Origin of the sequence: Niabella ginsenosidivorans (assembly GCF_001654455.1) — a bacterium.
In the GTDB taxonomy this organism is placed as follows: Bacteria; Bacteroidota; Bacteroidia; order Chitinophagales; family Chitinophagaceae; genus Niabella; species Niabella ginsenosidivorans.
The window spans coordinates 3,428,174-3,442,785 of sequence record NZ_CP015772.1 but is presented as its reverse complement, the minus strand read 5'-3'; the positions used below and the strand labels follow the sequence as shown (position 1 = coordinate 3,442,785).

At 43.5% G+C, this 14,612-nt stretch carries 11 protein-coding genes; 6 read left to right on the top strand and 5 right to left on the bottom strand.

Annotated features, from left to right (window positions below; genetic code table 11):
• Position 1: 1 nt before the first annotated feature.
• Positions 2 to 466 (top strand): DUF983 domain-containing protein, encoded by a 465-nt coding sequence (locus A8C56_RS14345; RefSeq protein WP_067757343.1) that lies wholly within the window; start codon positions 2 to 4, stop codon positions 464 to 466.
• Positions 467 to 912: 446 nt separating this feature from the next.
• Here the strand turns inward: A8C56_RS14345 and A8C56_RS14340 are convergent, their stop codons facing one another.
• On the bottom strand, positions 913 to 1,269 hold the full coding sequence (locus tag A8C56_RS14340) for a DUF2200 domain-containing protein (RefSeq protein WP_067757341.1): 357 nt from the start codon (positions 1,267 to 1,269) through the stop codon (positions 913 to 915).
• 747 nt (positions 1,270 to 2,016) lie between these two features.
• On the opposite strand from A8C56_RS14340, the gene rpsA reads away from it, so the two are divergent.
• Both rpsA and A8C56_RS14325 read left to right on the top strand, forming a co-directional pair.
• A complete protein-coding gene (gene rpsA / locus A8C56_RS14330; protein WP_067757335.1) occupies positions 2,017 to 3,975 on the top strand; it encodes a 30S ribosomal protein S1 in 1,959 nt (652 codons plus the stop codon).
• A 174-nt stretch (positions 3,976 to 4,149) separates the two neighbouring features.
• Entirely contained in the window at positions 4,150 to 4,479 is a 330-nt protein-coding gene (locus A8C56_RS14325) for a DMT family transporter (protein ID WP_067757332.1), read from the top strand.
• Positions 4,480 to 4,619: 140 nt separating this feature from the next.
• Here the strand turns inward: A8C56_RS14325 and A8C56_RS14320 are convergent, their stop codons facing one another.
• On the bottom strand, positions 4,620 to 5,291 hold the full coding sequence (locus A8C56_RS14320) for a YceI family protein (RefSeq protein WP_067762063.1): 672 nt from the start codon (positions 5,289 to 5,291) through the stop codon (positions 4,620 to 4,622).
• Positions 5,292 to 5,527: 236 nt separating this feature from the next.
• On the opposite strand from A8C56_RS14320, the gene A8C56_RS14315 reads away from it, so the two are divergent.
• Positions 5,528 to 5,998, top strand: coding sequence for a MarR family winged helix-turn-helix transcriptional regulator (locus A8C56_RS14315; protein ID WP_245645488.1), 471 nt, complete (start codon positions 5,528 to 5,530; stop codon positions 5,996 to 5,998).
• A 32-nt stretch (positions 5,999 to 6,030) separates the two neighbouring features.
• Positions 6,031 to 6,879, top strand: coding sequence for a universal stress protein (locus A8C56_RS14310; RefSeq protein ID WP_067757329.1), 849 nt, complete (start codon positions 6,031 to 6,033; stop codon positions 6,877 to 6,879).
• Positions 6,880 to 7,003: 124 nt separating this feature from the next.
• On the opposite strand, the gene dnaE is transcribed toward A8C56_RS14310, so the two are convergent.
• Positions 7,004 to 10,675 (bottom strand): DNA polymerase III subunit alpha, encoded by a 3,672-nt coding sequence (dnaE, locus tag A8C56_RS14305; protein WP_067757327.1) that lies wholly within the window; start codon positions 10,673 to 10,675, stop codon positions 7,004 to 7,006.
• 308 nt (positions 10,676 to 10,983) lie between these two features.
• Here dnaE and A8C56_RS14300 point away from each other — a divergent pair, with 308 nt between their 5' ends.
• Positions 10,984 to 11,739, top strand: a complete 756-nt coding sequence (locus A8C56_RS14300) for a C40 family peptidase (protein ID WP_245645486.1) — start codon at positions 10,984 to 10,986, stop codon at positions 11,737 to 11,739.
• A gap of 262 nt (positions 11,740 to 12,001) precedes the next feature.
• Here A8C56_RS14300 and A8C56_RS14295 read toward each other — a convergent pair whose 3' ends face one another.
• Both A8C56_RS14295 and A8C56_RS14290 read right to left on the bottom strand, forming a co-directional pair.
• Positions 12,002 to 12,634, bottom strand: coding sequence for a response regulator (locus A8C56_RS14295; RefSeq protein ID WP_067757321.1), 633 nt, complete (start codon positions 12,632 to 12,634; stop codon positions 12,002 to 12,004).
• Entirely contained in the window at positions 12,621 to 14,585 is a 1,965-nt protein-coding gene (locus A8C56_RS14290; RefSeq protein WP_157097991.1) for a tetratricopeptide repeat-containing sensor histidine kinase, read from the bottom strand. Before A8C56_RS14290 ends, A8C56_RS14295 begins: the two co-directional genes overlap by 14 nt.
• Positions 14,586 to 14,612: the final 27 nt, after the last annotated feature.

Below are 14,612 nucleotides of genomic sequence, written 5' to 3'. Positions count from 1 at the left end.
CATGGAAACAGTAAGAAATATAGCAACAACAGATGCTGATAAAGACCGTGTGCCGGGGTATATGAATGTGGTGGCCTCAAAATGTCCGCGTTGCCGGAGAGGTCATATGTTTGAGGTAAACAATCCGTACAAACTGAAAACCACAATGCGGATGTATAAGGAATGCCCGGTATGTAAACAGCCCTTTGAGCTGGAAACCGGGTTTTATTTTGGAGCCGGCTATGTCAGTTATGCATTAAGCGTGGCGCTTAGCGTGGCTACGCTGGTAGCATGGTGGGTCTTTATCGGGCTTGGTATTAATGATGACCGGTGGCTTTACTGGCTGGCTTTTAATGCAGTGTTCCTCATTTGCATTCAGCCGGTGCTCATGCGTATGTCAAGGAGCATCTGGCTTTCCTTTTTTGTAAAATATGACCGGAAGTGGTACGAAAATGCGCCAAGCAGGGTAAAGAAAAAGGGTACCTGAGTGGAGAAATGTAAAATAATAAATGAGAAATGCAAAGGCGGAATGTTCAACGGGTATAACCTGTGTTCACTTCAATGGGGGTTATGCGTAATATTCCCGTCAGCTTTTGTGTAAGCTAAAATTTATTAGCGGCGTTGTTCTTTTCCCTATCCGGTTGATAAGGCCTAACTGAACAACCTGCCCGCTTTTGATAAAAATTATTATAAAGGTTGTTTGCTTCATTTGCAGGGTTGGAATAGCACTTTAACGATCTAAGTGTGTTTTGTATATCGTTTGGCTTATGCTGATTAAAGTTACAGACGTTTCTGGAGTTCTCTGTAAAATGGCAATATTGTCCATATGAGCCAGTCATTTTTAGTATTTCCTCCTTATCAGAAGCAGATTGCCCGAAAAGTGCGGTATGATTGTTTGCCTCTTATAGCAAAGCAGACATTCCGGTTGCCGGTTTATTTCCTTAAAATCTTTTCCATGGCTTTGCCTTTTGCCAGTTCGTCAATCATTTTATCTAAATAGCGGATCTGCCGCATCAGCGTGTCTTCTATTTCTTCAACGCGATAGCCGCAAATTACACCTGTGATTTTTGAGGCATTGGGATTGATTTGCGGCGCCTGTCCAAAAAAATCTTCAAAATTGGTTTTATGATCAAGGTGCTCCTGCAATGTTTGTGCATTATATCCTGTAAGCCAAAATATAATTTCATCTACTTCGGCTTTTGTCCGGCCTTTCTTTTCTGCCTTTGTGATATAATGCGGATAAACACCTGCAAATGACATTTTATAAACTCTTGTATTATCTGTTTTCATTTCTGTATTCTTGATTTTCAAAATCAGTAATAATAGAACAAGCGTTATTGTTTGTTTTTATGGCTCCGCCCGCATATTTGCTGCTAGCAGGGCCGGGCAGTAACCGAAATACGTCAGCCGGCAACTAAAACCGGTTAATATTTGTTGAAGTTAAGCACTAAAACTGAAATTTATTCTTCAAACCCCGGGCCATAATTTGCCTTTTTTGAAAACGGGACTGCTGAGTTCAGAAACTGTAAGCCCTGTTACAAAACCTCCGGAAAACTGAAGCCGTAAATTACCAGTCAGCTGCCGGTTATCCGTTGTCCGTAAAGATTGTGAAATCTGTCTTTTTTATTTTCCTGCTATGAAATTGCAGCTTGCAAGAAGCATTAACAGGATTAAAAGATGCAGAACCTGTTCCTTATTATCATGTCTAATGTAATGCATGTGTATCAGACTTTAACGTACCACTGCCCGATATCTTTGATCACAAGAAGTGTTACGTCCAAATCTAATGATATGCCGTCGGGGCATTCAACCAGCATTTCTCTCCTGTTCCATACTTTGGTATTAGATAAGCATACCAGTTCCGCCAAAAAAGCGGATGCAGGTACTGCAGTACAAGCGAGCGTGGCAAGGATGCCGATAGTAGTAATTGTGCTGACTTAATGAAAATCAACGGATTAGAGGTGATAAACAGATTAGGCAATTCCTGTGAAATTACGTAACTTTGCAGTCCGAATTTAAAACCCTTCGGATTTATTTATGTTTGAAAATTTATTTGTTAAACAATTAAACGCTGATGCACAGGAGAATGCGGGCACTGCCGGAGAGCCGGTGGAAGAAGCATCTACAGCGATAACCACTGCACCTGTAGAAGATGCAAAACCTGCTGAAACACCCGCAACAGTTGAAGCCCCGCCTGCTGAACAGGAGAGCGCACACGATGATTTTGACTGGAGTGTGGACAAACGGAACGTTTCTTCTTACTCAAAAGAAGAAAAAGAAAAGTATGACAAAGTATATGAAAACACTTTTGTACAACTGAACGACGGTGAGCTCATTAACGGAACTGTTGTAGGGATCACTAAAACAGACGTGGTGCTGAACATTGGCTTTAAAAGCGATGGCCTGATCTCTTTGAACGAATTCCGCGATCTTCCCGGTTTAAAAGTGGGTGATGAAGTGGAAGTGATGATTGTAGAGAAAGAAGACAGGGACGGTCATCTGAACCTGAGCCGCAAACAGGCCCGCACTACCCGTGCATGGGAAAAGATCGTGGAAGTGAACAAAACAGGAGAAGTAGTTACCGGGTTGGTTACTTCAAAAACCAAGGGCGGCCTGATCGTGGATGTGTTTGGGATGGAAACCTTCCTGCCTGGCTCTCAGATCGATGTGAAACCTGTTACCGACTACGACCAGTTTGTTGGAAAAACAATGGAGTTTAAAGTGGTGAAGATCAACGAAACCATTAAGAACGCTGTTGTATCTCACAAAGCGCTTATTGAAAGCGATATTGAAGCACAACGTGCAGAGATCATCGGTAAACTGGAAAAAGGCCAGGTACTGGAAGGTACGGTTAAGAACATCACGGACTTTGGTGCGTTCATGGACCTGGGCGGACTGGATGGCCTGTTATATATCACTGATATTTCCTGGGGACGGATCTCTCATCCGAATGAAGTACTGAAGATTGACCAGAAGGTGAACGTGGTGGTACTGGATTTTGACGATGAAAAGAAACGCATCAGCCTTGGTCTGAAACAATTAACACCGCACCCATGGGATGTATTGCCGGAAGGAATTGTAGAAGGTAATACCGTAAAAGGTAAGGTGGTGAATATTGAAGACTATGGTGCATTCCTGGAAATTACCCCTGGTGTGGAAGGCCTGGTGCACGTAAGTGAAATTACATGGGCAAACACTCCTGTAAATGCAAAAGACTTCTTTAAGCTGGGCGATGAGCATGAAGCCAAGATCGTAACGCTTGATAAAGATACCCGCAAAATGAGCCTTTCTATTAAGCAGTTAACAGAAGACCCATGGAGCGATATAGAAACAAGATTTGCAGAAGGCAGCAAGCATACCGGTGAGGTGAAAAATATTACCAATTATGGTGTGTTTGTGGAACTGGCGCCTGGTATTGGCGGTATGATCCATATCAGCGACCTGAGCTGGTTGAAACGCTTCAATCATCCTAATGAGTATACTAAAGTAGGCGATAAGATTGATGTGATCATCCTGGGGATTGATAAAGAGAACCGCAAATTACAGCTGGGGCACAAACAACTGGAAGAAGATCCCTGGAACACCCTTCAGGACACTTTTGCTATTGGCAGTGTGCATGAAGGAACCATTGTACGCAGGGACGACAAAGGCGCTACCGTACAATTGCCCTACGGTTTGGAAGGGTTTGCTCCCAACCGTCACCTGGCTACACAGGATGGAAAATCTGTGAGCCTGGATGAAACTGCTCCCTTTATGGTTATAGAATTTGATCGTAACGAAAAACGCATTGTTTTATCCCATGCGCGTGTTTGGGAACAGGCTGCGTATGATGAGAAAGAAGCAGTGAAGAAAGAAGCAAGGGCTGAAGCTGAAAAGACTAAAAAAGCAGTGAAGAATATTCAAAATAAAGTTGAAAAAGCTACACTGGGTGATCTGAGCGCTCTGGCAGATATTAGAAAGAAACTGGATCAGGAAAATTCTGGTAAAGCAGAATAATCCGGTCTTTTCTGATAGTAAAGAGGTTGTCTTTATTGACAGCCTCTTTTTTTGTGGCAGTATCCGCATAACAACCGCATTGGTTGAGAATAAGGTTTAAACGCCCTCAGAGATATTTATCATTTAAAAAATTTTATTTTATTAATACTTTTCTTTGCAGAAAGTAGTACAACCATGAACTGGATCATTTTAATTATTGCAGGAGTATTTGAAGTGGCATTTACTTCCTGCCTGGGAAAAGCTAAAGATGCTTCAGGGGCTGCGGCATACGGATGGTATGCCGGTTTTTTTGTTTCGGTTACGGCAAGCATGCTGCTTCTGATGAAAGCCATCCAGACGCTGCCTATCGGAACGGCCTATGCCGTGTGGACAGGGATCGGAGCGGTAGGGGCTGCTTTAATGGGCATTCTTATATTTAAGGAGCCGGCTACTTTCTGGAGGTTGTTTTTTATTACAACCCTGATCGGTTCTATTATAGGATTAAAAGCTGTTTCAGCGCATTGATCTGAAAAAAAGAGGTTGTCCCGGTTTTATCTGGGACAACCTCTTTATGCGAAAGATAGCAGAAATGAAATATTATGTTATGCGAGGCGGATAATAAATAATGATTTAAGATCTGGTTCCCGCTATTTTTTTCCTGCTGTCTATTGTTTTACAGCCTTCAGGTTAAACCCGATTTCAACATCTTTACTGATGGCCCAGTTTTCCGGACTTCCTTCTGTTTTGTAATGGATACCCCAGGCACTGCGGTCAATAGTGAATTTTGCATGTGCGGTTACCTCCTGACCAGTAACGGTGATCTGCGCAGGAAATGTAATATTCAGGGTACTGTCCTTTAAAGTAAGGTTGCCGCTGATCAGGTTGGTGGCACCGGGCAGCAGGCTCTTTTGCTGTGTACTGTCGTAAGGGGCCACTTTAGTAATTACAAATTTTGCAGTGGGGTATCTGGCTGCATCAAAAAAGTCCGGGCTTTTTAAATGGGTTTCCAGATCTGCCGCTTTTTTATCGGGTTCTGTAACAGAAGCTGTGTCTACTTTTAACGCCGCCAGATTTGCTACAAAATTACCTGCGGTAACAGTGCCATTCTCTACGGAAAGCGTACCGTCATTAACGCTGATTGTACCAAAACGGGGAGCAAAGCCTCCTTTATGTGTGGCCCTCCATTCAACAGTGGTAATGGCGGTGTCAATAACATAGGTGTTGCCGGTAGCCACTGAGGCTTCTTTTTGTTCTTCGGTTTTAGCCTGGTCGCTGGATGCTCCTCCGCAGGCAGCTAAACATACTGCAAGGGTCAGGATAGAGATTGTTTGCTTCATAATTGTTTTGAGTTTTAAATTGTCCACAAATTTAGTGGGACAAGTGAGAATATGGAATTGAAACAATAAATAAGACAATTTTATAACAATTCTCAGGACAGTATCTATTTAAATAGTTTAAATTCAAACTAATTTAATTATCTTTACAGGAAAGAGGAGGATAAAAGGCAGGCGTAAACAAAAATGATTCCCTGATCAGGGTTGTAATCCTGACCTGTTTTTTATCGAATTAATAAATGGATGCAATACCTGGTAAAATGGCTGTACAATCCTATACGATTTCTGAGCTTGCGCTTGAATTGGGGTGGGCTATGAACGAAATGAAAAGTCGTTTGCGTCAGAAAATTCAGGCAAAGATCAACGAACATGACCCGGACCTTTCTTTTGAGCTGCTGGAAATTATAGGGCTTCTTTGGCGTAATGACGGCATTAACCAGCAGGAGATAGGGAGCATTGTAAGCAAAGACAAATCAAGCATCACTTATTTAATTAACAACCTGGTAAAACGGGGTTTGGTAGAACGGGTGGCAAATAAAGAAGACAGAAGGAATAAGCAGATCTTTCTTACCCAAAAGGGAAAGCAAAAAAGGAAAATCATATTTCCCTGGGCATTGGAACTGTACGAACAGGCGGCTGGTGATTTAAGTGAAGAAGAAATAAGGAACGCGCTTTTCCTTGTAAAAAAAATGATTACCAATCTCAACTGAATGTGAGATTGTAAAGATTAATATCTTACAAAATGAGAACAATACTTGTACCGGTTGATGCTACGTCAACCTCTGAAAATGCAGTAAAGTTTGCTGCTGAATGGGGCATACAGTATGGATATGACCATATTGTGCTTTTAAAGACTTCTTATGAATCTATGTTTGACTATGTAACCATTGCCGATGGTTATGCCTTTGTTAATGAAGAAAGCGTAAACAGCCAGCAGGAAAATACAGAAATATTATTAGAGCATCTGCGCAGCCTGATAGTTGAAAAGGCTCCTGATATGAAAGTTACGACAACCGTAAGCGGGCTATCGCTTTTGCGGAGCACTATTGATCTGGTAAAAAATGACGCAACTGTTGAGCTGATTGTTTTGGGCAGTGATGATAAAGCCGTTTCTAATAATAGCGTTGTTTCTGCCAATATTATAGGCATTGCCAGAACAAGCCCTGTCAAAACCTTAATTGTTCCCAGCGGATATGACTATAAGCCTGTTAAAAAGGTACTTATTCCCTGTGATGTGAGCCGTATTACAAACCTGGACAGGCTTTCCAGGTTTAGATCCATACTTAAACAGGAAGATGCCCGGTTGGTGATTTTAAATGTAAATACGAAGGGAGATACGGAGGTGACAGATAGTAAAAAGAAAGAGTGGGAGGAGCATATACAGCAATATTTAACGGATATCCCGTACAGTGTTTATTATTCTTTTGATAGGAATATTATCAAGGGTATTCTTTCCTTTACGGCATCTAACAAAGCAGACCTGATCATAGCCCTGCCGGGCAAACATAGTTTTCTTTATTACCTGGCCAACAGAAGCATTTCCGAAGGTATTTACCAGAATGTGCATCAGGTGGTACTGATATTGAAATAATTTTAAGTGACCCGGTAAAATTGAATGTTGGATTATCCCGGATGCCGGCAGCGTCTTTTTTTAGCCGCGGGGCCTCACACCAGATATCAGGCGTTTGCAAACCAAAACTTTGTTTGATAGGACATCAGTTCAGTTCTACTGCTACATTCCAGTTAATTTGTTTGGAGAGGTATTCGATCAGCTCCGTGTTCATTTCAAACCCTTTTCCCTGTGTCATAAGATCTACCTGTATATCTTCCGTTTTATCCTTAATAGAAAGTTTCAGCATGCTGGGACCTTTATGCGTTTTAATATTTGTTTGAATAAACTGGACCGTTTCTTTTGTGATCTCTTCCACCGGCAGCTCAATAGTCAATTTCTTTGTTTGATTTTTGATAACGCTTTCCGCAAGGCATAATGAAGCTATTTTGAAGTCGTATTCACCATTGAACCGTTGTTTGAAATAACCGGTTATGTAAACGGTGGCACCCAGCTGCAGCATAGGCGCATATTTCATATAATCTTCTGAAAACAGCACCAGGTCCAGCTTTCCGCTGTAATCTTCAATGATGAAGCTGCCGAATTTATTACCGGACCGGGAAATACGGTGCTGTGCATCCGATACCAGCCCCATAATCTTGAAGCTGACAGCAGAGCTTATTTTTTCTTTTTCCCCGTTCCTGTAATCGTTCAGGAAAGCAATTTTGGAGATGCCATAGTGCTCCATTTCAAACCGGTAATCGTCCAGGGGATGCCCGCTGATGAAGATTCCTGTTACCTGCTTCTCATAGTCTAACTGCACCACCAGCGGCCAGGGGGCACAGTCAGGAATCTTCGGTACCTGCACCTCCATAACTTCCGCCAGGTCGCCAAAAAGCGTATTGGTGCTTGTTTGCGCCTGGGCAGAGCAGATCTGCCCGTATTTTATAATTTTTTCCAGTCCGTTGGTAGTATCTCCCTGCGGTACATAAAAATACTGTGCACGATGCAGGTCTTTAAAACAATCAAAGGCACCTGCATACGCCAGGCTTTCCAGGGTTTTCTTATTTACGGTACGCTGGTTCACCCGCTTGATCATGTCAAAGATGGATGTATAATTCCCGTTTTCTTCTCTTTCTTTGATCAGGCTTTCCACCGCAGCTTCACCTACGCCTTTTAGGCCTCCTAACCCAAAGCGGATTTCTCCTTTTTTATTTACCGCAAAACCTTTTTGCGATTCATTAATATCCGGCCCCAGTACAGGCAATCCCATGCGTTTACATTCTTCCATAAAGAAAGTGATCTTTTCCAGCGAACCGGCGTTGTTCAGCACCCCGGCCATGTACTCGCTGGGATAGTGCGCCTTTAAATAAGCGGTTTGATAAGCTACAAAGGCATAACAGGTGGAGTGCGATTTATTGAATGCATATTGGGCAAAAGCTTCCCAGTCGGTCCATATCTTTTCCAGGATTTCTGCGGGATGGCCCTTTTTTGCGGCTCCTTCCACAAATTGCTTTTTCATTTTGTCCAGTACGGCTTTCTGCTTTTTCCCCATTGCCTTGCGCAATACATCTGCATCTCCTTTACTAAATCCGGCAAGTTTCTGGCTCAGCAGCATCACCTGTTCCTGGTATACAGTAATACCATAGGTATCTTTCAGATATTCTTCCATTTCAGGAAGATCATAAGTAACTTCTTCGCGGCCATGTTTACGATCAACGTATTGCGGAATATAAGCCATAGGGCCGGGGCGGTACAGGGCGTTCATAGCAATCAGGTCGCCAAAACGGTCGGGCTTCAGCTCGCGCAGGTATTTCTGCATTCCGGCACTTTCAAACTGGAAAGTGGCATTGGTTTCTCCTTTCTGGTAAAGCTCGTAAGTTTTTTCATCGTCCAGCGGTATGCTGTCAATATCAATATCAATACCATGGTTCTGTTTTATGAGTTTTAATGCATCCTTAATAATGGTGAGCGTTTTTAAGCCCAGGAAGTCCATTTTGATAACACCTGCTTCTTCAATCACACTACCCTCGATCTGCGTTACCCACAGGTCTGAATCTTTTGCAGTGCTTACCGGCAGCAGCTCTGTGAGATCTTTGGGAGCAATAATAATCCCTGCGGCGTGGATGCCGGTATTCCTTACGGAACCTTCCAGGATCTCAGCCTCATGCAATACTTTACTTTGCAGGTCGCTGCCATTATATATTTCGCGGATCTTTTTTACATTTTCAATATCGTCTGCACCTAACCCTTCTTTTTCTATAAGCGATTTTTCCCCGGCCTTTGGCTGAATGGGGGCGTGCAGCACCCGTTTAAGGGAAATGCCTGGTTTTTCCGGAACCAGTTTTGCCAGGGCGTTTGATTCTGCCAGGGGAAGATCCATTACGCGCGCTACGTCTTTAATACTCATTTTGGCGGCCATGGTGCCATACGTAATGATCTGGGCTACCTGGTTCTTACCATATTTCTGTACCACATAGTCTATCACTTTCTGGCGGCCTTCATCATCAAAATCCGTATCAATATCCGGCATGGATTTACGGTCCGGGTTCAGGAAGCGTTCAAACAGCAGGTCGTATTTTATCGGGTCTATATTCGTAATGCCAATACAATAAGCTACTACAGAACCTGCAGCGGAGCCACGCCCGGGGCCAATAAACACGCCATTATCCCTTCCCGCTTTTATAAAGTCGCTTACAATAAGGAAATAACCTGCAAAGCCCATTGTTTTAATGGTGAATAATTCAAAATCCAGCCGTTCTTTTACTTCATCGGTAATGACCCCGTATTTTTTCTGTGCGCCTTCATAAGTCAGATGCCGCAGATATTCCCATTGGTTCAGGGAATCGGCAGAAACAATACCTTTATCCGTTTTTTCGTCCTCCGTATATTTTTTGTAATCGTCCGGAATGGGAAAGTTGGGCAGCAGGATGTTGCGCTTTAAGTCCAGTAATTCGATCTTATCTACAATAGCGTTTGTATTATCAATTGCTGCCGGGATGTCCTGGAACAATTTGCTCATTTCTTCCGTATTCTTAAAGTAGAACTGGTCGTTTGCAAAAGCGAACCGCATGTTTTTCATGTTCACGTCATCATCTGCAAAATCGCCCCGGAAGGCTGGGGTCGATTGCTTTTCGCCGGTATTGATACAGAGCAGGATATCGTGCGCATTAAAATCATCCTGCTCTACGTAATGGGAATCGTTACTGGCGATGATGGGCACATTGTATTTGGCGGCCCATTTCAGCAGCACCTGGTTTACTTTATCCTGATCGCCAATGCCATGCCGCTGCAGTTCTACATAAAAGTCTTCCCCGAAAAGATCCAGCCACCATTTAAACTCCTGTTCACCTTCCGTTTCTCCTTTACGCAGGATGGCCTGCGGAACGGAGGCTCCCAGGCAGCAGGTGGTTGCAATCAGCCCTTCATGATATTGCAGGATCAGTTCCTTGTCAATACGGGGATATTTTCCATACAGTCCTTCAATAAAACCCAGGGAGGTAAGCTTAACCAGGTTTTTGTAGCCGGTTTCGTTTTTGGCCAGGAGTATCTGGTGATAACGCCTGTCTTTTTTTTCTTTGGTAAATGTTTTTTCATGGCGGTTCTCTACAATGTAAAACTCACAGCCCACCACCGGTTTTACTTTTGGCTTGCCATTTTCATCCAGGTGCTTATACGCTTCTGCCACAAACTGGAAGACACCAAACATATTACCATGATCACTGATAGCCAGCGCCGGCATTCCGTCTGCAATAGCTTTTTTATACAGGGAACTGATGGGGGCAGCTCCATCCAGCAAAGAATATTGGGTATGAACGTGTAAATGGGAAAATTTCATAGTGCTAAAATGCTACAAAAATTCAAAACAGGCATGTACTTTTTATGCACATCCGGTAAGGGTAACAACAGAAAAGGGGAGAAGTTTAGATACGAACGATCGTTTCCTGTATAAGTAGCATATATTAAATTTTATAACAAACTGATGTTTGTAAATTATTTAATACAAGTTAATTATATATATGAAATAAAAATATTAAACAAAAATGCAATAAACTTTAACATTTTTCGTTTCTGTTTAGATGTTAGACGGGGTTTTACCTGAATGGCAATTATTTCTGATTTTTAATTAATTTTAAAAGCAACATTTTGAGATTTATATTGACTGGCTTTAGTGTGATGGTTTTGATGGCTAGCTGTTCAACCACTGCTAAATTTTTTGGATCAGCCGATAAAAAGAATACAAATACTGCTTCTGCTGCCCAGCAAACGCCTGCAGCGGCAAAACAGGCTTATATGGCACAGGTTACCATTACGCCGGGGAATTCAAAAAGTGATACCCGCATGGAGCGTATTGAAAGAACCATTGCTTCCTCAGAGGTGAGAGATATTAAAGCAGTGCATGCAGTAGTGATGCCCAGAACGCTTCCTGCAACTGAATTGCAGAAGAAGTACGCTGCTATTTTAAATGTGTTGCCCAATTCCATATCCAATGAATTACTGGCAACAATGGATAACTGGTATGGTACCCGCTATGTATACGGAGGCACTACAAAAAACGGAATTGATTGCAGCGCTTTTACACGTGAAATGTATAGAGGAACTTATGGGATTGAACTGCCCAGGACAGCACGCGAGCAATACGGCAGGGTACGCAAAATTTCCACTACCGAACTGAGGGAGGGAGACCTGGTGTTTTTTAATACAACCGGGGGCGTATCTCATGTAGGAATGTACCTTGGTAACAATAAGTTTGTTCATGCATCTACAAGCCGCGGCGTAACCATCAGTGATTTATACGAAACCTATTATATCACCCATTTTATTGGTGCCGGTCGTATTGATGATGCAGATGATTACTATGCACACAGTGCGGCTCCTTCAAAAATTGCCAACAGTAACTAAGGAAAGGGATATTTAAATGATTCGAGTACCCCCGCATCTGCGGGGTTTTTTATTGCAGTGGAACAGGGAAGGATGCTGATAACAGGCAGGATCTACTTATATTCTGATGAATATGCGCGGGAGATGGGGCATTCATCCTGTAAAAATTAATACCGCCTTTGAACACAGAACACTGACCTGCAAGGTCTGCGATAACTGAAATTACAGGCTTCAAATCCTGGTTCCGGTCCGGTACTGATTCTCAATGCTCATAGTGCTCCCTTTACAGCAATCCTTTTTCTGTTGCTTTTTTGATAAGCGCTGCAGAATTGTTCACTTCAAATTTTTGCATCAGGTTGCGCCGGTGCGTTTCAACGGTCTGGGGGCTGATGAATAGTTGTGCTGCAATAGCGCTGGTGGTAATTCCCTGGCTTACCAGTTGTAATATTTCCTTTTCACGCGTGGTAAGCCGCGGGATCTCTTTGTCTTTAGGTGCCTGGCTGAAAAGGATCTGCTGCAATTCCGACTGCATGGTGAACTGGTTGTTCATTACCTGGGCAATAGCCGTTACCAGATCCTGCTTGGAAGTGTTTTTTAAAAGATAGCCATCGGCCCCGTTTTGCAGCATTTCCTGTATCACACTTTTTTCCGTATGGTTAGTGAGGGCGATGATCTTTATGTTCCTGTCCTGTTTCTTAAGAAGCTGGCAAAGTTCAATGCCGGACATTTCCGGCAGGCTGATGTCGAGCAATACAACGTCTGCCCGGTTTGTTTGCAGAAATTCCAGGGCATCTTCTGCGTTCAGGAAAGTACCGGTAAGCTCCAGCCCGGCTGCATTGTTCAAAATGCTGCTGAGCCCTTCCACAATAATGGAATGGTCTTCTACAATGATCACAGATAGTTTATTTGCCGTCATGTACTTTTATTTCAATGTTGGTCACAGTGCCTCTTCCGGGTTGGGAACTGAAGTCCATTTTTCCTTCCAGGAAATCGACCCGGCTTTGAATATTGTCGAGCCCGATGCCGCGCCGGCCGGCCGGCAGGGTCTGGTTGATGCCTTTACCGTTATCTTCTGCTGTAATATAAAATAGCGTTCCGTTCTGGCTGCATTGTATAAACGCTTCGGATGCAAGAGAATGTTTTACGATATTGGCCAGCAGTTCCTGTATGATGCGGTAAATGATGATCTGCTCCTGCATAGGAATGTGCGGGCTGATGTTCATAAAGCTGAAATCGATCCGCAGTTTTTCGGTGGAAACAGACTGGCAAAGATCAGCCAGGGCTGTTTCCAGGCCGGAGCGCAGCAATGCTTCCGGCATCATATTGCGCGCTATACGGCGCAGCTCTGTTACGGATCCGTCCAGCTGGCCGATCACTTTATTGAGCTCTTCGGATGTATGATCCTGTATGGCATTGGTCAGGTTGATCTTTACCCCCGCCAGCATTCCGCCTAAGCCGTCATGCAGATCACGTGCCAGCCGCACGCGCTCTTTTTCCTCACCCTGTAGCAATGCGGCTGTTAATGCTATTTGCTGCTGCTGTTCCAATGATCGTACTTCCTGCTCGGCTTTGGTTTTTCTTAAGCGGTACAGGTGAGCGGACAGTAGTGATACCACAAGGAGGCCCCCGATGCTCATCCACATAATTAGGCGCTGGATCCTGGCGCGGTTACTGATCACCAGCAATTCTTTTTCCTTTTCTGTATAATTGAATTTTGCTTCAAAAGTAGCAATCTGTTTCTCGGCCTCTTTTTTGCTGATGCTATCCGCCAGTGCACTGTATTGCAGCAGCCAGTTATAGGCACTGTCCATATGCCCCATATTGGCTTCGGTGGCTGCAATATCATGATAGAGCTGCTTCCTGTCTCCATCCGTTATTATAAATTTTCCGTAAAGGATCTGGAAGAGCGTGCTTTTTACCTTTTTGTAATTTTTTTGTTCATCATAGATCCTGGCTTTCTGATATAACAGGTCCCTGATGCCGATGTTGTCATGCAGCTGGTTGGCAATATCCAGGCCCTTGCCGATGCTTTTTGACGCTTTTTCAAGATCCTTTTTATCAATATAGTACATGCTCTCTATGGAATAGTAGGATAGCTGTTCAACAGAGAGCGGTTTTCCCCGGAGGATGTTGTGAGCACTGTCTAAATAGGCTTTGGCTGCATTTAGATTATGGGCATACAGATAGGTTTTTGCGCAAAGGGTATAGTTTTCTGCAAACTGCACACTGCCCGGATCACTTTTTTTCAGTATATCGTTTGATCTCAGAAAATAAGAAATTGCCTTTTGTGTATTACGGTCTTCCATAAAGGGAATGCCTACATTCATATAGTACCTGGCAGTGCGAAGGTTGTCGCCCGCTTTTATAGCAAGGGGTATTGCCTTGTTTAACAGCAGGTCGATATATGATTTTTCATTGTTCTGGCGTTGGTTGATGTTGGCCAGGTTCGCCCAGCAGCGGCTTTGGTAGGACCAGGATTGGGGAGTATGCACCTTTTCAAAATAGGTATTCGATTGCAGGAATGCTTTTTCGGCCGGTAAAAGATCATGATCCATATAAACCCTGCCGATGTAAAAATAACCGAGGCCTGTATAAAAAGGATGGTTACCGGCCAGCAGCAGCCCTTTGCGTACCAGTTGTAGTGCTTTTGTTGTATCGGCCAGGGACCATTCATCGCCCATCTGGTACAGGAGGGTTGCTTTTGCCGTATCACTCGATGCCTTTTCCAACAGGTGCTGCAGGCTGTCCAGTTGGAGAGTGACCGGCTCAATAGGCTGACTATAAGCCGGCAGCATGATCAGCAGCGTTAAGAGCAACGCGGAGATCTTGGCGGCACAGGAGCTGTTTCTGTTCTTTAACCGGTTCAATGACTGCTTTTATAAGTAACAAAAATC

Coding starts and splice junctions, on each gene's coding strand:
- A8C56_RS14345 (WP_067757343.1), top strand. CDS start 2: ATGGAAACAGTAAGAAATATAGCAACAACAGATGCTGATAAAGACCGT.
- A8C56_RS14340 (WP_067757341.1), bottom strand. CDS start 1,269: ATGAAAACAGATAATACAAGAGTTTATAAAATGTCATTTGCAGGTGTT.
- rpsA (WP_067757335.1), top strand. CDS start 2,017: ATGTTTGAAAATTTATTTGTTAAACAATTAAACGCTGATGCACAGGAG.
- A8C56_RS14325 (WP_067757332.1), top strand. CDS start 4,150: ATGAACTGGATCATTTTAATTATTGCAGGAGTATTTGAAGTGGCATTT.
- A8C56_RS14320 (WP_067762063.1), bottom strand. CDS start 5,291: ATGAAGCAAACAATCTCTATCCTGACCCTTGCAGTATGTTTAGCTGCC.
- A8C56_RS14315 (WP_245645488.1), top strand. CDS start 5,528: ATGGATGCAATACCTGGTAAAATGGCTGTACAATCCTATACGATTTCT.
- A8C56_RS14310 (WP_067757329.1), top strand. CDS start 6,031: ATGAGAACAATACTTGTACCGGTTGATGCTACGTCAACCTCTGAAAAT.
- dnaE (WP_067757327.1), bottom strand. CDS start 10,675: ATGAAATTTTCCCATTTACACGTTCATACCCAATATTCTTTGCTGGAT.
- A8C56_RS14295 (WP_067757321.1), bottom strand. CDS start 12,634: ATGACGGCAAATAAACTATCTGTGATCATTGTAGAAGACCATTCCATT.